This is a genomic window from Dokdonella sp. (assembly GCF_035511235.1).
GTDB lineage: Bacteria > Pseudomonadota > Gammaproteobacteria > Xanthomonadales > Rhodanobacteraceae > Dokdonella.
Genome location: NZ_DATKFQ010000012.1, coordinates 92,150 through 114,173, shown reverse-complemented (window position 1 = coordinate 114,173; position 22,024 = coordinate 92,150). Strand labels below are relative to the sequence as shown.

Annotated in this window: 15 protein-coding genes and 1 tRNA gene; 3 read left to right on the top strand and 13 right to left on the bottom strand. The window is 70.9% G+C overall.

Features of this window, described 5'->3' with window-relative positions:
- Positions 1-17: 17 nt before the first annotated feature.
- Entirely contained in the window at positions 18-683 is a 666-nt protein-coding gene (locus tag VMR06_RS06955) for a hypothetical protein (RefSeq protein WP_325374480.1), read from the bottom strand.
- A 550-nt stretch (positions 684-1,233) separates the two neighbouring features.
- Here VMR06_RS06955 and VMR06_RS06950 point away from each other — a divergent pair.
- On the top strand, positions 1,234-2,325 hold the full coding sequence (locus VMR06_RS06950) for an ionic transporter y4hA (RefSeq protein WP_325374478.1): 1,092 nt from the start codon (positions 1,234-1,236) through the stop codon (positions 2,323-2,325).
- 98 nt (positions 2,326-2,423) lie between these two features.
- Here VMR06_RS06950 and selD read toward each other — a convergent pair whose 3' ends face one another.
- The 8 genes from selD to fdnG form a co-directional block, all read right to left on the bottom strand.
- The gene (gene selD, locus VMR06_RS06945) at positions 2,424-3,476 is read right to left on the bottom strand and encodes a selenide, water dikinase SelD (protein WP_325374476.1); all 1,053 of its coding nucleotides are present in this window, start codon (positions 3,474-3,476) and stop codon (positions 2,424-2,426) included.
- Positions 3,477-3,627: 151 nt separating this feature from the next.
- Positions 3,628-3,723: transfer RNA gene (locus tag VMR06_RS06940), tRNA-Sec, on the bottom strand.
- 27 nt (positions 3,724-3,750) lie between these two features.
- Positions 3,751-5,724, bottom strand: a complete 1,974-nt coding sequence (gene selB, locus VMR06_RS06935) for a selenocysteine-specific translation elongation factor (RefSeq protein WP_325374473.1) — start codon at positions 5,722-5,724, stop codon at positions 3,751-3,753.
- Positions 5,721-7,130 (bottom strand): L-seryl-tRNA(Sec) selenium transferase, encoded by a 1,410-nt coding sequence (gene selA / locus VMR06_RS06930; protein WP_325374471.1) that lies wholly within the window; start codon positions 7,128-7,130, stop codon positions 5,721-5,723. The genes selB and selA overlap by 4 nt, the downstream gene beginning before the upstream one ends.
- Entirely contained in the window at positions 7,127-8,095 is a 969-nt protein-coding gene (gene fdhE / locus VMR06_RS06925) for a formate dehydrogenase accessory protein FdhE (protein WP_325374469.1), read from the bottom strand. Before fdhE ends, selA begins: the two co-directional genes overlap by 4 nt.
- Positions 8,096-8,169: 74 nt before the next feature.
- Positions 8,170-8,814 (bottom strand): formate dehydrogenase subunit gamma, encoded by a 645-nt coding sequence (locus tag VMR06_RS06920; protein ID WP_325374466.1) that lies wholly within the window; start codon positions 8,812-8,814, stop codon positions 8,170-8,172.
- Positions 8,811-9,713, bottom strand: coding sequence for a formate dehydrogenase subunit beta (gene fdxH / locus VMR06_RS06915; RefSeq protein WP_325374463.1), 903 nt, complete (start codon positions 9,711-9,713; stop codon positions 8,811-8,813). Before fdxH ends, VMR06_RS06920 begins: the two co-directional genes overlap by 4 nt.
- 8 nt (positions 9,714-9,721) lie before the next feature.
- Positions 9,722-12,790 carry a formate dehydrogenase-N subunit alpha gene (gene fdnG / locus VMR06_RS06910; RefSeq protein WP_325374460.1) on the bottom strand — a complete coding sequence of 1,023 codons (3,069 nt, stop codon included), beginning with the start codon at positions 12,788-12,790 and terminating at the stop codon, positions 9,722-9,724.
- A 569-nt stretch (positions 12,791-13,359) separates the two neighbouring features.
- Between fdnG and VMR06_RS06905 the strand changes: the two genes are divergently transcribed.
- Complete coding sequence (locus tag VMR06_RS06905; protein ID WP_325374458.1) at positions 13,360-14,064, top strand: GIY-YIG nuclease family protein; 705 nt, start codon at positions 13,360-13,362, stop codon at positions 14,062-14,064.
- 7 nt (positions 14,065-14,071) lie between these two features.
- Here VMR06_RS06905 and nadD read toward each other — a convergent pair whose 3' ends face one another.
- The 4 genes from nadD to leuS form a co-directional block, all read right to left on the bottom strand.
- Positions 14,072-14,716 (bottom strand): nicotinate-nucleotide adenylyltransferase, encoded by a 645-nt coding sequence (nadD, locus tag VMR06_RS06900; RefSeq protein ID WP_325374456.1) that lies wholly within the window; start codon positions 14,714-14,716, stop codon positions 14,072-14,074.
- Positions 14,716-15,738, bottom strand: a complete 1,023-nt coding sequence (gene holA / locus VMR06_RS06895) for a DNA polymerase III subunit delta (protein ID WP_325374454.1) — start codon at positions 15,736-15,738, stop codon at positions 14,716-14,718. The genes nadD and holA overlap by 1 nt, the downstream gene beginning before the upstream one ends.
- A 13-nt stretch (positions 15,739-15,751) precedes the next feature.
- The gene (gene lptE / locus VMR06_RS06890; RefSeq protein ID WP_325374452.1) at positions 15,752-16,252 is read right to left on the bottom strand and encodes an LPS assembly lipoprotein LptE; all 501 of its coding nucleotides are present in this window, start codon (positions 16,250-16,252) and stop codon (positions 15,752-15,754) included.
- A 289-nt stretch (positions 16,253-16,541) separates the two neighbouring features.
- The gene (leuS, locus tag VMR06_RS06885) at positions 16,542-19,253 is read right to left on the bottom strand and encodes a leucine--tRNA ligase (RefSeq protein WP_325374450.1); all 2,712 of its coding nucleotides are present in this window, start codon (positions 19,251-19,253) and stop codon (positions 16,542-16,544) included.
- A gap of 300 nt (positions 19,254-19,553) precedes the next feature.
- On the opposite strand from leuS, the gene VMR06_RS06880 reads away from it, so the two are divergent.
- Positions 19,554-21,791 (top strand): trypsin-like serine peptidase, encoded by a 2,238-nt coding sequence (locus tag VMR06_RS06880; protein ID WP_325374448.1) that lies wholly within the window; start codon positions 19,554-19,556, stop codon positions 21,789-21,791.
- The last annotated feature ends 233 nt before the right edge of the window (positions 21,792-22,024 follow it).

The following is a 22,024-nucleotide window of genomic DNA, read 5'->3' as shown; positions in this document are numbered from 1 at the left end:
TTCCATGTCGACGATGGTCAGTGCTGCGCGATCGGCAGCCGCCACGTATCGGCCAGCGCCCTCTCCTGCGGCGCGTATCGAATCACCACCTCCGCGACGTGATCGCGAAGCAGGCTCGCCAGGTCGTGCGACTGCAGTCGATCGTGCGTGACGCTGCGGACCGTGCTCTCGTCGAACGGCGCGATGCCCGCCTGCTGCGCCTTGGCGCGTTCGCTGCTGATCGTGTCGGCATTGACCCATTCGGGCAGATCGGCAGCGCCGAACCAGACCGGCTCGCGTGCCAGATTGACGTCGCCGGGAATCAGCGCGACGACGAAGCCGGACTCGTAGCCGTGATTGAGGCGCTGCGCGGTCTGACTGCCGGCGTAGAGCACCGGCTCGGCCGCATCGCGCGGATAGACCAGAGCGGGCGCGACCTTGAACACCGCCAGCGTGCCGGATGTCACGCGCGGCCGCTCCTGCCGCCAGTCGAAGACGTAGCCTTCCTGCAGCGTGAACGGCTGGATGTGGACGACATCGGCCACCGCGGCCGGCGTGACGATGTCCTGCACGCGCGGCGGCGCATCGGCTGCTGCCGCCAGTGGCGGCAACGACAGCAGGGCGATCGCCAGCAGGCGCTGCAGCGCCCCTGCCCCGCGGCCGCGCGCCGCGCCTGTTATTCCCTTGTGTTCGTTCTTCAACATGGTGCTTACACTCCTGTGTGCATGTGAACGTCGGTGTGAAACGGGCCTTGCTCGATTCAGTACCTGTCGTCGGGTCACCTCCTGTGTCGATGTCGAAGTCGCGGTATCCGGGTGCTCCTGATTCGGTGCGGGCGTAGGCGATGCCGATACGCCGGAGTCGATACGGGACGAGCCCCGCTGACGGCAGCAGCCGGCAGCGCTGGCTTGGGTCGAGTGAAGATGCGCGCCCCGATGAAAGTTGCCGCGATCGGCGTTCAGGATCGCGCTGCGAAGCGTGGTGCGACGCTGTCACGAGCGCCGCACCGGTACCGTGACGAGCCGCACGTTCCCAGCCGGCAACGGCTCCTGCCGCGGCCATGCCCTCGGCGCTGCGGCGGCGAATCGGGCACTGCGAGGCGGCCCGCCGGCGCCGCTGGCGAGGAAGATCGCGACGGATGCCGGAAGATCGCGCCGGCCGCGAGGTCGAATCCCGGCCACGATCCGGCGACGGGCGTCACGGCCCGCTATGATCCGGGATGGTCGCGCGCCGCGCCTCGATTCCAGGAGTTCCATGAGTCAGCAGATCAGGCACAACCCGCTTTGGACCCTGGCGATTCCGCCGGCCGGACTCGCGGTTCTCGCGCTGTCCTGGATCGCGCCGGGCACTCCCGGCCTCATCGCGCTGATCGTGCTGGGCCTGATCGGCAACGTGGTCGCCTCGGTGCACCACGCCGAGGTCATCGCCCATCGCGTCGGCGAGCCGTTCGGCACCCTGGTGCTGGCGCTCGCGGTCACGATCATCGAGGTGGCGCTGATCGTCTCGATGATGCTGTCCGGCGGCGCCGACGCGGCCGGCCTCGCCCGCGACACGGTCTTCGCGGCGATCATGATCATCCTCAACGGCATCATCGGTGCCAGCCTGCTGGTCGGCGGCCGCCGTCATCGCGTGCAGGGATTCAGGCTCGACGGCATCAATGCCGCACTGGGCGCGTTGACGGTCATCGCGGTATTCACGCTGATCCTGCCCAACTACACCACGAGCGCGGCCGGTCCGGTCTATACGGACAGTCAGCTGATCTTCGTCGCGATCGCGGTCCTGCTGCTGTTCGTCGCGTTTACGCTGTTCCAGACGATCGGCCATCGCGACTACTTCCTGCCGACCGACGAGGACGAGGACGATCCGGACAAGCACGCCGCGCAGCCGACCACGCGCGACGCGCTGACCAGTCTGGCGCTGCTGCTGGTCGCCCTCGTCGCCGTAGTGCTCAGTGCCAAGGCGATCTCGCCGTCGATCGAGGCCGCGCTCGGTGCGGCCGGTGCCCCGGCGGCGACGCTCGGCATCCTGATCGCGGCGATCGTGCTGATGCCCGAGAGCGTCGCGGCGATCCGCGCCGCGCATTCCAATCGCCTGCAGACCAGCCTCAATCTCGCGGTCGGCTCGGCGATCGCCAGCATCGGCCTGACCGTGCCGGTCGTCGCCGTCCTGTCCGTCGTCATGGGCTGGCCGCTCGCGCTCGGCCTCGACATGAAGCAGACCCTGCTGCTGGTGCTGTCGCTGTTCGTCGTGTCGATCTCGCTGCGCACCGGCCGCACCACGGTGCTGCCGGGCGTGGTCCACCTGGTGATCTTCGCTGCGTATCTGTTCCTGAGCTTCGTGCCGTGACGCGGCGGTGTGGCCGCTCACTTGGGCGCGGCTGCGATGCGCCCATGCGCGGCCGCCTCCCGGACTAGCCGCCCTGCCCTCGCTTCGCCCGGCCGGCGTCAGCGCACGCCGACGCGCGCCTCGCCGGCCGCCAGCGACCCGATGACCGCAGCGTCGCCGAAACCGGCGGTCGCGAACGTCGCGAGCACCGCATCGACGGCGTCCGGCGCGCAGGCGACCAGCAGGCCGCCGCTGGTCTGCGGATCGGTCAGGATCGCACGATCGAGCGGCTGCAGCGCATCGGCCAGATCGACGCGGTCGCCGTAGGCGCCCCAGTTGCGCGCCGAGGCGCCGGTCGTCGCGCCGGCCTCGGCCAGGGCCCGCGTCGCCGGCAGCAGCGGAACCCGTGCCATCTCGAGCTGCGCGCCGAGACCGCTGCCGCGGGCGATCTCGAGCAGATGGCCGAGCAGGCCGAAGCCGGTGACGTCGGTCATCGCGTGCACGCCGTCGAGCCGCGCCAGCTCGATGCCGGGCCGGTTGAGCCGCGTCGTGGTCTCGATCAGTGCGTCGTAGCCGGCCGCGTCGAGCAGGCCCTTCTTGAACGCGGCCGAATGGATGCCGACGCCGAGCGGCTTGCCGAGCACGAGCCGGTCGCCGGCTCGCGCCGTCGCATTGCGCCGCACGTCGCGCGGATGCACCCGGCCGATCGCGGCCAGGCCGTAGATCGGCTCGACCGAGTCGATGCTGTGTCCGCCGGCGACCGGGATGCCGGCCTGCGCGCAGACCGCTTCGCCGCCGCGCAGGATCTCGCGGATCGTCGCGGCCGGCAGTACGGCGACCGGCATGCCGACGATCGCCAGCGCGAACAGCGGCGTCGCGCCCATCGCGTACAGATCCGACAGCGCATTGGCCGCGGCGATGCGGCCGAAGTCGAACGGATCGTCGACGATCGGCATGAAGAAGTCGGTCGTCGCGACGATCGCCTGGGAGTCGTCGAGGCGGTAGACCGCCGCATCGTCCGAGGTCTCGCGTCCGACCAGCAGATCGGCGAAGCCGGCCGCCGCCGGCATGTCCTCGAGCAGGCCGGCCAGCACGCCCGGCGCGATCTTGCAGCCGCAACCGCCGCCGTGCGACAGTGAAGTCAGGCGCGGCGTCGTGTCGGTCGTGTTCATGCGCTGGGTGCTCCCGATCGATACGCCACGTTACACCGACGTCCGGCCGTTCGCGAAAGGCACCGGCATGACGCAGCCGCAGGGTCGACCTCTCCGCCGCATCAGGAAGCCCATGGGAAGAAGCAACGGTCAGGGATGACCGCCCGCTAACTGGCGGAAGGCAGCAGGAGTCGAACCTACCCGGGAGCGATCGACGCCCCCAACCGGGTTTGAAGCCCGGCCGCATCACCGGATGCGCATGCCTTCCGGAACTCTCGCGCGGCGGTGCCGGCGGTCAGCGCATCGGCCAGTCGCCGTCGCCGCGCAGCACGTGCGTATCGCGCACGCGGCGAGTGTAGCCAACGCGATCGAAGAACTCCAAGATCTGCACGGTACGCTTGCGGCCGAGCCCGATCGCATCGCGGTAGCGCGCGGCATCGACGCGGCCATCGCGTTCCGCGATCGAGCGCGCGATCGCAGCCAGCTCGTCGACGCGCTCCGGCGTGTAGAACAGGTCGCGCACGATCTGGTGCAGATCGCCGCGCGCGGCACTCTTGCGCAGCGTCTGCCGTACGGCTGCCTCGTCGCTGCCGGTCGCCGCGGCCAGATCGCGGACCCAGGGCGGGTCGAACCGGCCTTCGGCGATCAGCGGGCGCAGGCGTCCGAACAGCTGCGCCTCGTCGTCGCCGAGCGCGACGCGATGTCCGGGCAGACGCAGCCAGGCGCCGGCGTGTTCGATCGCGCCGCCGGCGACCAGCGCATCGACCAGGCTGCGCCACGTGGTCTCGGCCAGCGTCGGCGCGACGCGACGGCGCAGCGATCCCGAACCGAGGCCCGCCTCATCCGGCGCCATCTCGTGTGCGCCCGCCAGTGCCGCGACACTGCGCTGCTGCAGCGCTTCCCAGTGCGAGCTGCCGAAGATCACCGGACCGGATGCGGTCTCCACGCGCACGGCTGCATCGGGCAGTGCGATGCGCGACGAGTCGCAGCCGCAGAGCCGCTCCAGTTGGTCCAATGCAATGCCGTGCGGCGCCTGATCGAGCAGCGGTCCGATGCCGCCGCCGTCGAGCAGTCGCTCGATCGCATCGAGCCAGGCCAGGCGCTCGGAACTGCGGCGCCGGCGCTCGGGCCCTTCCGGGTCGAGCACGCGGCCGCCGCCGATCGTCGTGGCGGCGCGTGCGTCGCGCACGATCAGGCGGTCGCCGGCGGCTGCGCAGACCGGTGCATCGAAGACCAGCTGTACGCGCCCTGCCCCGCCCGGCGGCAGACGATCGCCGTCGAGCAGCACGGCCTCGGCCAGGCGGTGCGCGGTGCCGACGTGCACGTGGAGCGGCGCACGCTGGCGCGACAGCGCCGTTGCATCGGCGAGCAGGCGCAGCCGCACGTCCAGGCGCAGGCTCGGCCGCAGGGCGCGCGGATCGGCCAGCCAGTCGCCGCGCGCGATGCCGTCGCTGGCGACGCCGGCGAGGTTGAGTGCGCAGCGCTGTCCGGCACCGGCCGCGTCGGCTGCGCGCTGCTGCGCATGCAGGCTGCGTACGCGCACCGATTCGCCGGCCGGCATGCGCTGCAGCACGTCGCCGACGCATACGCGGCCCGCATGGACCGTGCCGGCCGCGATCGTGCCGCGGCCGGGCAGCGTGAACACCCGATCGACCGCGAGCCGGAACAGGCCATCCTCCGAGCGGCGCGTGCGCCGTGCCGCAGCCGCATGCAGATGCGCACGCAATGCCGCGACGCCGGCATCGCCGTCCTTGGCCGCATCGAGCGCGAAGATCGGCGCCTCGCGCAAGACGGTCGGCGCCAGCACGGCGCGCACGTCGGCCTCGACCTCGGCGACGCGGGCAGGATCGACGCGATCGATCTTGGTCAACGCGACTGCGCCGTCGTCGACGCCGAGCAGATCGAGGATCGCGAGATGCTCGCGCGTCTGCGGCATCACGCCGTCGTCGGCCGCGATCACCAGCAGCGCGAAATCGATGCCGCCGGTGCCGGCGACCATCGTGTGCACGAGACGCTCGTGGCCGGGCACGTCGACGAAGCCGAGCACCGGATCGGCATCGGTCGCGAGGGGCGTGACCGGCCCCGGACGGTCCGAGTCGGCGTCGGACGACGGCGCCGCTGCGGTTTCGACCGGGACGTAGGCATAGCCGAGCTCGATCGAGATGCCGCGCACCTTCTCCTCCTTGAGGCGGTCGGTGTCGACGCCGGTCAGCGCGCGGACCAGGGTGGTCTTGCCGTGATCGATGTGGCCGGCGGTTCCGACGATCACGGCGTCAGCTGCCTCCATTGCGCGACGAAGCCGGCCTCGTCGCGCTCGGCCAGGCAGCGCAGATCCAGCCATAGCGCCTTGTCGGCGATGCGCCCGAGCACCGGCCGCGGCAACGCGCGCAGCTGTGCTTCGAGCCGCGTGACGCTGGCGCTGCCACGCCGGGCCGGGCGGATCTGCAGGCCGTGGCTCGGCAACTGCTCGACCGGCAGCGCGCCGCTGCCGATCTGGCTGCGCATCGGTACCGCGTCGACCGCGTATGCCGCGCCGAGCGCAGCCTGCACGGCCGGCAGCACCCGCGCGGCCTGCTCGGCGATCGCCTGTGGCGCACGCGTCAGCAGATGCAAGGTCGGCAGTCGTTCGGCCAGCCGCTCCGGAGCGCGATACAGCGCCAGCACGGCCTCGAGCGCGGCCAGCGTCGACTTGCCGGTGCGCAGCGCGCGTTTGAGCGGATTGCGGTCGAGCCGCGCGATCAGATCGCGGCGGCCGGCGACGATGCCGGCCTGCGGGCCGCCGAGCAGCTTGTCGGCGCTGAACGCGACCAGGTCGCCACCGGCGGCGAGCGTCTCGCGTACGGTCGGCTCCTTCGGCAGCCCCCAGCGCGACAGATCGACCAGGCTACCGCTGCCGAGATCGACCGCGAACGGCAGTCCGTGCGCCCGCGCGAGTTCGCCGAGTTCGGCTTCGGGCACGCTCGCGGTGAAACCGGTGATCGCGTAGTTGCTGGCGTGCACCTTCATCAGCAGCGCGCTGCGCGGACCGATCGCGGCGGCGTAGTCGTGCCGGTGCGTGCGGTTGGTCGTGCCGACCTCGACCAGCCGGGCGCCGGCGCTGCGCATCACGTCGGGAATGCGGAACGCGCCGCCGATCTCGACCAGCTCGCCGCGCGAGACGATGACCTCGCGGCGCGCGGCCAGCGTGTTGAGCAGCAGCAGGACCGCCGCCGCATTGTTGTTGACGACGGTGGCCGCCTCGGCGCCGGTGAGCTCGCAGACCAGCGCCGCGACCGCCGCGTCGCGATCGCCGCGGCGGCCGGTGGCCAGATCGAACTCCAGATCGATCGGCTCGGCCGCGGCGCGCGCGGCCGCCTCGACCGCGACGTCCGGCAGCAGGGCGCGGCCGAGATTGGTGTGCAGCACGGTGCCGGTCAGATTGAACACCGCGCGCATCCGCGGCGCGGCGGCGCGATCGAGCGCCTGGCCGATCGCGTCGGCGATCGCCGATGCGGCGATCTCGTCGTGCCGCAGCATGCCGGTGCGTGCGCGCACGCGCAGGCGGTCCAGTTCCGCACGCAGGGCCGCGACCACCGGCGTGCGGCCATGCCGCGCGATCAGCGCGGCGACGGCGGCGTCGCCGAGCAGCCGGTCCAGCGCCGGCAGGTCGCTGGCGGCGGCCGCGCCGGCGCTCATCGCGCCCCGTCCGTGTCGGCCTGCCACAGCAGCGGATGGCCGCTGGCGCGCGCATAGCCGTGTTCGGCCAGCAGCAGGTCCAGCGCGAGACTGGCCAGATCGTCGGCGACCGGATCGACGCCGGGATCCTTCTCCTGATAGACGATCTTGCGATAGCAGCGGCACTGCTCGCAGGTTTCGGCGCGCACCGCCGGGTCGAGCGCACCGGCCGATTCGCCGGTCTCGCCATCGGGCACCAGCGAGCGGTACGCGACGTCCTTGCCGGAGGCGCCGCACTGGCTGCACTGCACGCGCACGAGGTGCCATTCGCAGGCGCACAGCGCGCAATGCAGATAACGGTAGCCGCGATACGGCGCCTGCGCGCGGACGATGCTGGCGACCGGCGGCATGCCGCAGAGCGGGCACAGGCCCGGTACGTCGAGCGGCTGGACTTCGTCGGCGACCAGGCGGCTCGACGCCGCGGTCCAGTGCACCTGCAGGGCCGCCATCAGCAGCGGCGCGGCAGCGGTGTCGACGGCGCCCTCGCGCGCGCCGAGCAGACGGTCGGCCTGCGTCTCGGCCTCGTCTGCCGGCAGCGCGGCGACGCGTTCGCCGAGCCGTGCGACTTCGACCGGGCAGTCCGCGAGCGCCGCGACGGCGCGTCCGATCGCGGCCAGTGCATCACGCCACGCCGGCGCGCGCGGCCAGGCGGCGGCCGCCATCGGCGGCATGCGATGCGTCTGTGCGGCGCTGCGCTGCGCCGGCGTCGGCAGTGCGCCCGGAAACTGCGCGAGCGCGGCGTGCTGGGCGCGCGCCACGGCGGCCTGCAGGCGCAGATAGGCGCCGATCGGCGAGGCTGCGGCCAATGCCTCGAAGCGCTCGGCGCGCTGCGCGAACAGCGTGTCGCGATCGGGCAGGCGGATGCGCGGTATCGAGCGCTGCGCGAGCGTCTCGATCTGGCCGGGCTCGAGGATGCGCGAGGTCATGGCGGCGCCCAACAGGTCGGGGGGCCATCCTCGCTGCAAGCGCCGCCGCCGTCCAGCGCCTGCCGCGCCGCGCCCTACTCGCCCGGATCGCCGCGTGTCGCCGCGCGGAACCAGGCGCGGTGATGCTTCCAGGCCCAGCCGGGGCTGACCGTGCCGCGCGTCATCGCGCGGATCGAGCCCTTGACCCAGATCGCCGCATAGATGTGCACGACGATCGCGCAGATCAGCACGACCGCGCAGAACGCGTGCAGCACCGACGCGAAACGGATCACCTCGATCGGGAAGTAGAACGCGAAGTAGGCGCGCCACATCACGATGCCCGACGCGAGCAGGCCGATCAGGCACAGCACGATCAGATAGAACAGCAGCTTCTGGCCGCCGTTGTAGCGGCCGACCTCGGGCAGGCGGTCCTCGCGGTTGGTCACGACGTCGCCGGCGTTGCGCAGCCAGACCCAGTCGCGCGGCTGCATGCGGTTGTAGCGCCACAGGCCCGCCGCGAGGATCGCGAACGCCAGCGTCATGATCAGGCCGATGAACGGATGCACGATGCGCGTCCACGGGCCGCCGCCGAACAGCGCGGTCAGCCAGAACAGCGAGGGATGGAACAGCGCCAGGCCCGACAGCGCGAGCAGCACGAAGCTGATCGCGACGATCCAGTGGTTGATGCGGGTGCCGGCGCGGTAGCGGACGATGCGCTCCTCGTCGCGGACGCGGTTCATGTCGTCTTCTCCCGTTCGCGGCGTGCGGCGTCCTCGTCGTGCTCGTCGGTCTCGTTCGGGCCGATGCCGATGTAGTGCAGGAAGCCGGCTGCGGCCGTCGCGACGATCGCGAGCAGGCCGAGCGGTTTGGCCACGCCCTTCCAGAGGCCGACCAGCGGACTGATCCGCGGCTGCTCGGGCAGGCCGGCATAGAGCTGCGGCTGGTCGGCATGATGCAGCACGTACATCACATGCGTGCCGCCGACGCCTTCGGGATCGTAGAGACCGGCCTGCTCGTAGCCGCGCGACTTGAGGTCCTCGACGCGCTCGGCCGCGTGCTGGCGCATGTCGTCCTTGGTGCCGAACTCGATCGCGCCGGTCGGACAGGTCTTGACGCAGGCCGGCTCCAGGCCGACCGCGACGCGATCCGAGCACAGCGTGCACTTGTAGGCCTTCTTGTCCTTCTGCGAGATGCGCGGCACGTCGAACGGACAGCCGGTCACGCAGTAGCCGCAGCCGATGCAGTGCTCCTGGTGGAAGTCGACGATGCCGTTGGCGTACTGCACGATCGCGCCCGGTGACGGACAGGCCTTCAGACAACCCGGATCGGCGCAGTGCATGCAGCCGTCCTTGCGGATCAGCCATTCGAGGTCGCCGCCGGCGGTCTCGTGCTCGGTGAAGCGCATCAGCGTCCAGGACTGGTCGCTGAGGTCGGCCGGGTTGTCGTACTGCCCGGTGCAGCTGCCGACCTCGTCGCGCAGGTCGTTCCATTCCATGCACGCCACCTGGCAGGCCTTGCAGCCGATGCACTTGCTGACGTCGATCAGCTTGGCGACCTGGCCGGTGTGCGCGCCGCGCGCCTGCGGCTCGGGCAGCGTGGTGGCCGAGCGCCGGACGATATCGAGCGATTGCAATGCCATGGGGCCTCCTACGCCTTCTCGACGCGGACCAGGAACGACTTGAACTCCGGCGTCTGCGTATTGGCGTCGCCGACGAACGGGGTCAGGGTGTTGGCGAGATAGCCCGGCTTGGCGACGCCGAGGAATCCCCAGTGGATCGGCACGCCGACCTGGTGCACGACGCGCCCCTCGACCGTCAGCGGCCGGATCCGCTTGGTCACCATCGCGACCGCGACGATCTCGCCGCGGTTGGACGACACGCGCACGCGGCTGCCGTTGGCGATGCCGAGCTCGTCGGCCAGTGCCGCGCCGATCTCGACGAACTGTTCGGGCTGCGTGATCGCATTGAGGCGTACGTGCTTGGTCCAGTAGTGGAAGTGCTCGGTCAGGCGATAGGTGGTCGCCACGTGCGGGAACCGGTCCGGCGTGCCGAACGCGGCGCGGTCGTCCCCGAACACGCGCGCGGCCGGATTGTGCAGCGCCTGCGGCTGGTCCGGACTCAGCGGATTGACCGCCAGCGGCGTTTCGAACGGTTCGTAGTGCTCCGGGAACGGTCCCTCGGCCATCGCGCCGCGCGCGAAGAAGCGCGCCACGCCCTCGGGATTCATGATGAACGGCCCCATGCCGCCGGCCGGATTCTCGCCGGCGGCGAAATCCGGGACGTCCGCGCCGCTCCAGGCGCTGCCGTTCCACGCGACCAGCGCGCGCCGCGGGTCGAACGGCTGGCCGGCCACGTCGCAGGACGCACGGTTGTAGAGCACGCGACGGTTCGCCGGCCAGGCGAACGCCCAGTTCAGCGTCTGTCCGATGCCGGTCGGGTCGGCGTTGTCGCGCCGTGCCATCAGATTGCCGGTCGGTCCCCAGGCGCCGCAGAAGATCCAGCAGCCGCTTCGCGTGCTGCCGTCGTCGCGCAGCTCGGCGAATCCGGCCAGCTGCTCGCCGGCCTTGCGGACGATCCGCGCCGGATCCTTCGGGTCGGCCAGGTCCTTGAGCGCGCTGCCGGAGAACTCGCGCGCGAGCTCCTCGGGCGCCGGACTCTCCGGGCGCGCGTACTTCCAGGTCAGGTTGACGATCGGATCGGGGAACGCGCCGCCGTCGGCGCGGTACATCGCGCGCATGCGCACGAACAGGCCGGCCATGATCTCCAGATCGCTGCGCGCCTCGCCGGGCGGCTCGGCGCCCTTCCAGTGCCATTGCAGCCAGCGCGAGGAATTGGTCAGCGAGCCGTCCTCCTCGGCGAAGCAGGTCGTCGGCAGACGGAACACCTCGGTCTGGATCGCGGCCGAATCGACGTCGTGCAGCACGCCGTGGTTCTTCCAGAACTCGCTGGTCTCGGTCGCCAGCGGGTCCATCACGACCAGGTACTTGAGCTTCGAGAACGCCGCGGTCAGCTTGGCCTTGTTCGGCGCGGCCGCGAGCGGATTGAAGCCCTGGCAGATGTAGCCGTTCATCCTGCCCTGATGCATCAGCTCGTAGGCCTGCAGCATGTCGTAGGGCTTGTCGAGCTTGGGCAGGTAGTCGAACGCCCAGCGGTTCTCGGCGGTCGCCGCATCGCCCCACCAGGCTTTCATGAAGCTCACGAAGAACTTGCGGTAGTTCTGCCAGTAGCTGAGCTGGTTCGGCCGCAGCGGCCTGGGCGCGCGTGCGGCGATGTAGGCCTCGAAATCCTGTTCGGCCTGGTTCGGCAGCGTCATGTAGCCGGGCAGCAGGTTCGACATCAGGCCGAGGTCGGTCAGGCCCTGGATGTTGGAGTGGCCGCGCAAGGCGTTCATGCCGCCGCCGGAGACGCCGATGTTGCCGAGCAGCAGCTGCACCATCGCGCCGGTGCGGATCATCTGCGAGCCGATCGAGTGCTGGGTCCAGCCGAGTGCGTACATGATCGTCATCGCGCGCGTCGGCGTCGCGGTCGAGGCGATCATGTCCCAGATCGCCAGCACCTTGTCCTTCGGCGTGCCGCAGACGCGCTCGACCATCTCCGGCGTGTAGCGCGCGTAGTGGCGCTTGAGCAGGCTGTAGACGCAGCGCGGATCGGTCAGCGTCGGATCGGTGCGGACGTAGCCGTCCTCACCGATCGCGTAGTCCCAGCTCGATTTGTCGTAGCTGCGGCGGCCGGCGTCGTAGCCCGAGTACAGACCCTGCTCGAACGCGAACTCGTCCTTCACGATGAACGACAGGTCGGTGTAGTTGACGACGTACTCGCGCTGGATCGCGTCGTTGGTCAGCAGGTGGTTGATCAGGCCGCCGAGGAAGACGATGTCGGTGCCGGTGCGGATCGGCGCGTAGACGTCGGCCACCGAGGCCGAGCGCGTGAAGCGCGGGTCGACCACGATCAGCTTGGCCTTGTTGTGCGCCTTGGCCTCGGTCACCCACTTGAAGCCGCACGGGTGCGCCTCGGCCGCATTGCCGCCCATGATCAGGACCAGGTCGGCATTCTTGATGTCGACCCAGTGATTCGTCATCGCGCCGCGGCCGAACGTCGGGGCAAGACCTGCCACCGTCGGGCCGTGTCAGACACGTGCCTGATTGTCGAATGCGAGCAGGCCGAACGAACGGGCGACCTTGTGCGTGAGATAGCCGACCTCGTTGCTCGAGGCCGAGGCCGCGAGCATGCCGGTGGTCAGCCAGCGGTTGACGGTGAGGCCTTCGGGCGTGGCGGCGACGAAGTTCGCGTCGCGGTCGGCCTTCATCAGCCTGGCGATGCGCTCGAGCGCATCGTCCCAGGAGATGCGCTGCCAGGTGTCGGAGCCCGGCGCGCGGTACTCCGGAAACTTCAGGCGGCTCTCGCTGTGGATGAAGTCGATCAGCGCCGCGCCCTTCGGGCACAGCGTGCCGCGATTGACCGGATGGTCCGGATCGCCTTCGATGTGGAACACGCTCGGCCGCGCGTTCTTGGCGCCGTCGCCGAGGCCGTACATCAGCACGCCGCAGGCGACCGAGCAGTACGGACAGGTGTTGCGGGTTTCGGTCGCGCGGGCCAGCTTGAACTGGCGCACCTCCGCGAGCGCGGGGGCGGGCGAGAAGCCCATGAGCGCCAGGCTGGAACCCACCAGGGTGGTCCCGGTGACTTTCAGGAACTGGCGCCGAGTCAGAGCAGACATGACGTTCTCCTCGATCGCTGGTCGCGGCGCCGCCCGCAGCTGCGGGGAGAACGCCGTACTGGCCTCGGATGACACATCGACGCATCACGCGCGCCGAGTATAGATCAAGTTTCGGCACGGTCCGCTGCCGCCCGCATCGATGTCGCTTTGCAGCAAACGCAGTCGGCGCAGGGCGTGTCGGGCCGCGCGATTTGCGTGCGTGCGTCGCCCTCGTCGGTGGCCTTCCCCGCGCTCGAACCCCTCGATTCGCCTTGCATGACGTGACGATGACCGCGCGCCCGCCCCGTTCAGCGCCGACGCGGGGACGCTGTGGCAGTTTGCGTCTCGCCGCGCGAGACACCTGCCCGGCACCCTGCTCCGACTTTCGCCACCGTCATCGCTCACGCGCCGGACCGGATCACCGCGCCATGTCTTCGTGCTCGCCCGATTCCACCGCCGACCTGCCAGGTGCGTCGCTCGCGCCCGCTCGCGTCGGCCCGGTGCCGGTCGGCGCGATCGGGACGCCGCGTAAGGCGCTCCGCGCCGGCGATTCCTTCACCACGCCGCAACAGGAGAACGACATGCTCGACATGTCAGCCGAACCCCTCGCCGTACCGGCACTCGACGCCGCTGCCGATCCGCAGCTGCACGCGATCGGCGACGGCCTTCCCGAAGCGGACCGGCCGTCGGCGGCCGGCTGGAGGACGCTGCGCAGCGGGCGCTGTTTCGTCTACGTGCTGCCGTGCCGCGAGTCGGACACGATCAAGGTCGGCTACGCGCGCGATCCGCTGGTGCGGCTGCACGCGCTGCATGCGCGCTACTTCGAGTTCTTCGACCTCGACCGCGCGGTGCTCGTCGAGACCGACTACGTGCGCGATGCGCGCGCGATCGAGCGCCGCGTCAAGCAGGCGCTGGCCGATGACGCGGTGATGCCGCCGCTGAGCGTGCGCGAGGCGGCCGGCGGACGTACCGAGTGGTTCGGCGGTGCCTGGTCGCGCGCGGTGTCGCTGCTCGAGCGGGTCTGCGAGGAGGACGGCCATCTGCTGCATCCGCAGCTCTCGGCCTGGCTGCGCGTGCGCTGGTTTCGCGACGCCGCACTCTACGGCTGGTCGCAGCAGGCGCTGCAGCAGATCCGGTTTCTGAGCTTCAACGGTGCGCCCGATGCAGCGGACCGGCTGCGCCGCGAACTCAAGAACGCGCTCGACGCCTGCGACGCGGTCGGGCTGCGTCTCGAAGGCAAGGTGCCCGGTGCGGTGCTCGCCTGGTATCGCGGCGGCGCGCGCGCGCTCGATTGACCGGCCGTCAGTCCGCCGCCGTGCGGTACGGCGCCAGCAATGCCGGATCGGCGAGCACGCGGTCGGGCACGAGGTAGCGCGGTTCGCGTCCTTCGGCCAGCAAGGCGCGGATGCGGCTGGCCGAGAAGTCCAGCGGCGTCACGTCGATCTCGAACACACATCCGGCCGGCGCTTCGCGCAGCGCGGCCGCGGTGTCGACGCGGCGCGGCCGCGTCTCGCGTTCGAGCGCGGCGTCCAGCGCCGCGGTATGGCCCGGCCGCGGCAGCACGCCGACGTGGGCCTGGTCGAACAGCTCGCGCCAGCGGTGCCAGCTGGCCAGCCCCGCGAACGCGTCGGCGCCGACCAGCAGTACCAGCGGCCGCTGCGGACCGATCTCGGCGCGCAGCTCGATCAGCGTATCGATCGACCAGGACGGCCCGGCGCGGTCCAGCTCGCGCGTGTCGAGCCGCAGCCGGTCCTGGCCGGCCAGTGCAGCGGCGAGCAAGGCGACACGCTGCGCCGGCGTCGCGACCGGCTGGGCGCGATGCGGCGGCACGCTCGCCGGCAGCAGGCGCACCTCGGCATCGAGCAGCTCGGCGGCTTCCCAGGCCACGCGTAGATGCGCGTTGTGGACCGGGTCGAAGGTGCCGCCGAGGATCGCCAGCGGGCGCATCAGGCGGCGATCAGCGGCGCGCCCGAGCGCGGCGAGGCGATCGCCGCGATCAGGCGTTCGAGCTCGCGCCAGACCTCGCCGTCGCGGCGGCCCTTGGCGATCGCGTCGATCCTGGCGGCCTGCGCGAGGCAGGCCTCCCAGTGCGCGGCGCGCGCGGACTTCAGCGCGCGCCGGTACAGCGGCTGGCGCGAATCCCAGACCCGTTCGCTGCGGAACGCGGCGGCCAGATTGTCGCCGGCCGCCGACAGGCGCTGCAGCAGGCGCAGCTGGTTGAGGATCCAGCCGAGTAACGGGATCGCGTCCTCGCCTTCCTCGCGCAGGCCGTGCACGATGCGCAAGGCGCGCGCGGCATCGCCGCCGAGTGCGGCGTCGGTCAGGCGGAACGCGTCGTAGCGCGCGTCATCGGCGACGGCGGCCTCGAGCAGGCCGGCGTCGATGCGTCCGTCAGGCGCGAGCAGGGCCAGCTTGTCGACCTCCTGCGCGGCGGCCAGCAGATTGCCCTCGACGCGCTCGGCCAGCAGATCGATCGCATCCGGCGTCGCCTTGAGGCCGCGCGCCGCGAAGCGCGCGCCGATCCAGCCCGGCAGTTCCTCGCGCTTGAGCGGCCAGACCGGCACGAACACGCCGGCGCGCTCGATCGCGGCGACCCAGGCGCCTTCATGCTGCTTGCTCCACTCCTGGCAGGTGATCAGCAGCACCGTATCGGGCGGCGGCGCCTGGCAGTAGGCGGCGATCGCGGCCGCGCCGTCCTTGCCGGGCTTGCCGGTCGGCAGACGCAGATCGATTAGCTTGCGGCTCGCGAACAGCGACAGCGCGCTGCCGGCGCGCGCGAGCTCGTCCCAGTCGAAGCGCGCATCGGCGTCGTAGACCTCGCGCTCGAGATAATCGAGCGCGCGGGCGCGGGCGCGCAGCGCATCGGCGGCCTCGAGCACGAGCAGGTGCTCGCTGCCGGCCAGCAGATAGACCGGCCGCAGATCGGGCTCGCCGAGCGTCTTGCGGAACTGGGCCAGCGTCGCCGACATCGCGGAGCTGCGCTCAGCCGGCGCGGCCGAGCACGTCGAGCCGGCGCAGGATCGCCTGCACCATCTCGCGCTGCAGTTCCTTGGTCAGCAGGTCCTGCTCGGCGGCGACGCCGAGGGCCTGCGAGGCGTCGAACGTGAAATCGCGCGTCAGGTCGACCACCTGCACCGGCAGCAGGCCGCGGCCGGCCGCATCCTCGAGCACGAACTCGACGTGGTAGCGGATCGTGTACTCGGTCGCGCGCGCATTGCCGCCGACCGAGAGCACGTCGGTCGACAGCGCATTGGCGGTGATCCTGAGCACCGAGACGCCGTCTTCGACACGATCGGCGATGGTCGCGCCGGAGCGCGCCAGTGCCTTGGCCAGATCGCGGCCGAGCGGGCTCAGCGGGTCGGCGCCCTGGATGTGGACATGCTGCATGCCGGCCGGGAGCCGGGCCTCGCCGCGCAGCTGGAAGCCGCAGGCGGCGAGCAGGCCTGCGAGGAGAACGAGGCCGAGGACGCGAAGGGTGTTCATGGATGCCGGACGCCGGACCGAGTGCCTGGAAGACGGCAAGGATAGCCGAATCGGCCGCCGCCGCGTCCGCAGCGCCATGCGCGACGAAACCGGGCACGGCGCCTGGCCGCCGTGCGTGCTCGCCGCGACTGCGATCCGGGCGGCTGCGGCTGCCTCCCCAACGGCTTCGCGTGGCGGCAGCCGGCAGGTGAAAACCAGATCCGGCCGACCCGGAGCGAATCGACCGGACCGCACGCCGCGGCAGCGGCGACGCGCGCGGACTGCGCCGAGGCCGGCAGGAGCGGTCTGTTCAGACCACGATGTTGACGATCTTGCCGGGCACGACGATGACCTTCTTCGGCGTCTGCCCATCGATGAAGGCGGCGACGGACGGCTCGGCCAGTGCGGCGCGCTCGGCGTCCTCGCGCGAGGCAGCGGCCGGTATCTCGATCGTGCCGCGCAGCCTGCCGTTGACCTGCACCGCGAGCGTCAGCGCATCGCGGACCAGGGCGGCCGGATCGGCCTGCGGCCACGGCTGGTCGTCGACCAGGGTCGTGGCGTGGCCGAGCGCCTGCCACAGCGCGTGGCAGACGTGCGGCGTGATCGGGTTGAGTAGCAGCACGATCGTCTCGAACGCCTCGTGGCGGACCGCCCTGCCCTGGTCGCTGGCGTCGTCGAACTTCGCCAAGGCGTTCAGCAGCTCCATCAGTGCGGCGATCGCGGTGTTGAACGACTGACGGCGGCCGTAGTCGTCGCCGACCTTGACGATCGTCTCGTGCACCTGGCGCCGCATCGCCTTCTGCGCGGCGTCGAGCGCGGCCGGATCGACCTCGGGATGATCGGGCTGCGCGACGTGCGCATGCAGGTCGCGCCACAGGCGCTTCAAGAACCGCGACATCCCCTCGACGCCAGCCTCGTTCCATTCCAGCGACTGGTCCGGCGGCGCCGCGAACATCGAGAACAGGCGCACCGTGTCGGCGCCGTACTTGCCGACCATCGCCTGCGGATCGACGCCGTTGTTCTTGGACTTGGACATCTTCTCGATGCCGCCGACCAGCACCGGCGCGCCGTCGGACTTCAGCGTCGCGCCGGTGATGCGGCCGCGCTCGTCGCGGCTGACCGCGACATCGGCCGGATTGAACCAGTCGCGGCCGCCGTCGGCGTTCTCGCGGTAGAACGTCTCGGCGATCACCATGCCCTGGCACAGCAGGTTGATCGCCGGCTCGTCGCTGTCGACCAGGCCTTCGTCGCGCAGCAGCTTGTGATAGAAGCGGAAGTACAGCAGGTGCAGGATCGCGTGCTCGATGCCGCCGATGTACTGGTCGACCGGCGTCCAGTAGCGCGCGCGGCCGTCGACCATGTCGGCCGCGCCGGGCGAGGTGTAGCGCGCGTAGTACCAGCTCGACTCCATGAACGTGTCGAAGGTGTCGGTCTCGCGCTCGGCCGGGCCGCCGCAGTTCGGACAGGTGGTCTTGCGCCATTCCGGGTCGGCCTTGATCGGCGACTGCACGCCCGAGAACGCGACGTCCTCCGGCAGCACGACCGGCAGCTGGTCTTCCGGCACCGGCACCGCGTCGCAGTTCGCGCAGTAGACGACCGGGATCGGGCAGCCCCAGTAGCGCTGGCGCGAGACGCCCCAGTCGCGCAGGCGGAAGTTGACGCGGCGCGCGCCGGTGCCGGCCTGCTCGAAGCGCGCGGCCAGGGCCTCGAACGCGCCGCGGAAATCCAGGCCGTCGTACTCGCCGGAGTTGATCAGCGTGCCGTACTCGGTGTACGCGCCGTCGGAGATCACGCTGCGCTCGAACTCGGCCAGCACGTCGAGCTCGCCGGCCGGCTCGACGACGTCGATCGGGCGGCTCTCGCCGAGCGCGGCGCTCATCGGATCGGCATTGCTGCGCGCGTCGCGGCCGAGCTCGGCGATCGCGTCGCGCACGCCGTCGGGCACGATCACGATGCGGATCAGCAAGTCGTACTTGCTCGCGAACTCCCAGTCGCGCTGGTCGTGCGCCGGCACCGCCATGACCGCGCCGGTGCCGTAGTTCATCAGCACGAAGTTGGCGACCCAGACCGGGATCGCCTCGCCGGTGACCGGATGGATCGCGGTGAAGCCGGTGTCGACGCCCTTCTTCTCCTGCGTCTCCAGATCGGCCTCGGCGGTGCCGCCGTGGCGGCATTCCTCGATGAACGCGGCGACCTCAGGGCGCGTCTTCGCCGCCTCGAGCGCCAGCGGATGCTCGGCCGCGACCGACAGGAAGCTCACGCCCATCAGCGTATCGGGCCGCGTCGTGAACACGGTCACCGGTTCGCGGCCCTCGACCGCGAACTGGATCTCCAGGCCCTCGGAGCGGCCGATCCAGTTGCGCTGCATCGTCTTGACCGAGTCCGGCCAGCCCGGCAGCGCGTCGAGGCCGTCGAGCAGCTCCTGCGCGTAGTCGGTGATCTTGAGAAACCACTGCGGGATCTCGCGCTTCTCGACCGGGGCGCCGGAGCGCCAGCCGCGGCCGTCGATGACCTGCTCGTTGGCCAGCACGGTCTGGTCGACCGGATCCCAGTTGACGACCGAGCGCTTGCGGTAGACCAGGCCCTTGCGCATCAGCCGCGTGAACATGCGCTGCTCGTGGACGTAGTAGTCCGGCCGGCAGGTCGCGAACTCGCGCGTCCAGTCGATCGCGTAGCCCATCGTCTTGAACTGGGCACGCATGTGCTCGATGTTCTGGTACGTCCACGCCGCCGGTGCGGTCTTGCGCGCGATCGCGGCGTTCTCGGCCGGCAGGCCGAACGCGTCCCAGCCCATCGGCTGCAGCACGTTGCGCCCCTGCATGCGCTGGAAGCGGCTGATGACGTCGCCGATCGTGTAGTTGCGCACATGGCCCATGTGCAGCGCGCCGGACGGATACGGCAGCATCGACAGGCAGTAGAACGGCTTGCGCGCCGGATCCTCGCTCACTTCGAAGGCGCGGGTATCGGTCCAGTAGCGCTGCGCGGCGGCTTCGACCGCCTGTGGATCGTAGGTTTCTTGCATGATGGGCGAGGTGTTCCGGCGCTCGGCCGGCGATGGCGGGAAAAAGTGCGCCAGCCTAGCGCAGCGCGGCGTCCGCGCCAAATCGCCGCGGCCACGAAGAACGGCCGGCGGCCGTCTGCGCGGAGTGATACCGTCGTCCGCAGCGCGCAGGCCGCGGGGATGCGCGTTCGCGTCCGGTTTCAAAAAAAGGCGCATCGGCATGCCGCTTCGATGCAGCCGTCGACGGGCGGCGCCGGGCTCCGCTGCTCCGATCCGCACTCTCGCAGCGTTGCGCACCATCGATTTCCGCGGAGAGTTCCGATGACACGCACGATCCGTTTCATCGCACGCGGCCTGTTCGGCGCCGTGCTGGCGCTGCCGGTGACGGCGACCGACGCAGGGGCGATTCCGCCGTCGACCGGTCTGCCGACGATCAACTTCTGGCGCGACGCCTGCGAGATGGCTGCGCACGCCGACGATCCGGCCGAGATGCAGCGCGTCATCGACGCGACGGTCTTCATCGTCGAGCCGCGCGCGCTCGGCCTCAATCCGGACGGCAGCTACTACGTGCGCACACGCCCGTTCGTCGATTTCGACGGCATGATCCTGAGCCCCGATTCGCCCTTCTACGGCGAGCAGGCGATCGTCTTCGGCGGCCTGCCGGGACGGTCGGGCTTCCTGGTCGGTCCCGACAGCGTCGTGACGACGCCGCACGGCACCGGCTTCGACCCGACCGGCTACTGCGTGCTGTTCGGCTACGAGAACGGCGCGCTGCCCGACGGCAGCTGCGTGCCGATCGACCCGACCCGCTTTCCGGCCAGCCAGGTCCGCGTGATCGATCGCTACGACAACGCAGGCCTCACGCTCGGCGATTATCTCGTGGCTCATCTGTCCGAGCCGGTGCCGGATCGGCCGTTCCTGCGCGTGCGCCGCAGCGGTCACGCCGAGGTCGGCGACGCGATCACCCTGGTCGGGCATCCGGCCCGCCTGCCGAAGAAGATCGACACCGCCGCGCATGTGATCGGCCTCGCCGGCAACGGCCCGACCGCCTATCTCGACGGCGACGTGCCGCTCGCCTACCCGGTGCATTCGATTGCGTTCAGTTCCGGATCGCCGCTGTACAACCTGTCGCGCCAGTACGTCGAGCTGGCCGTGATGACGGGCTCGTGCGGCGTGTTCCGCCCGGACCAGGGCAGCCTGCCGCAGACCCATACGCTGGTGTCGGACTGCGGGCCGCCCGGCCCGCTGAACTCGCCGATCAAGACCTTCGCGCCGCGGATCGAGCGCATCGTGCTCGAGACGGCGCCGCTGTCGGTCCGCAACATCGGCACGGCCGCGGCCGGCTTCGCGCAGCCGGTCACCACCTATACCCTGGTGGCGCCGTCGCGCAGCGCGTATGCGGCCGCCGCGATCGACTACCGGATCGAGATGGCCGCGCCGGTCATCGGCGAGCCCGATCTGAGCCTGCTGTCCTCGGTGCCGCTCGAAGGCAGTCTCGATGCCGGCACCTCGCTGAGTTTCGACGTCGCGGCGGTCATGCCGCCCGGCCAGGCCTGCGGCGTGTTCGAGCGCGAGTTCGTCGTGCACGATCTCACGCACGGGCTGAGCGATCGCGTCCATCAGACGCTGGAAGTCGCCCAGACCGTGTTCGATGCGGATAGAACGGTGCTCGAGATGGCCGGCATCGAGCAGCCGTACGTGGCGACGCGCACGTTCCAGATCCGCAATCTGCGGCCGGCCAAGGCGTTCATCCGCGTCAGAGCCGATCAGAACTGGGTCACGATCGACGGCGTATCGGGCAGTTCCGGCGGTGCACCGCAGACCGGGCTGACGATCGGCGCGCTGCAATCGGCGACCGTCACGATCGGCCTGGCCGTCTCGGCCAACGGCCTGGCCCTGCATACGGCGCATCAGGCGTCGATCGTCGTATCCGGCGCCGATCCGGCCTGCACGCTGACGCCCGACATCTCCGTGCCGGTCCGCTTCACGCCCGGCACGCTCCAGTTCCGCCAGGCGATCGACGCCACGGTGCCGCCGGCTGCCGCAACCGGCCCGGCGCCGCAGCTGATCGCCTCGATCGAGGTCGACGAGAACTTCTGCGTCGACGAGGTCAAGGCGAGCTACGTCTTCGATCACGAATCCGGTGCGTTCGAGACGGCCGCCTGGCTGGCCGAGAGCCAGTGGGCGCTGCAGCGTCCCGGCAGCGCGGCATGGATGCCGCTATGGGACCGCGATGCGGTGCCGGCCTGCGTGCCGCCGGGCCTGGATGCCCCCGACGACTGGTGCTATCTCTACAACACCAAGGAGCACTGTGATTTCGGCACCCCCGGTCACAACGGCCGCTGCGACACGGTCGCGGTCGGCGATACGCGCCGCCCGCCGCTGCCGGTCTGCACGCCCGGCTCGGGCTGCGAACCGTTCGCCGGGCGCATCGGCAAGCCGGCACGCGGCACCTGGACGATGCGGCTCGGCGATCGCGTGGTCGACGGCGTGTCTTCGCAGCCGCGGATCCGCGGCTGGTCGCTGACGTTCCGCGGCCGCGCCGCCTGCACGAACTGAAGCGGCCACCCGGGCATCGCGCGGAGGCCATCCGCGCGGCGCCGCCGGCCCGTTCCGCACGGTCCCTGCCATCGGACCTGACGCGCAGCGTCTCATGCCGAACGCGCCGGCGATGCGACGGCAGGCAGCGCAGGACGGTCGGGTCGGCGGCGGTTCATGCCGGATGCCGGTACGCGGCGGCATCATCGTCTCGATGCGCGCTTGCATCCGGCGCATTCGCCGGTCGAGCGCGC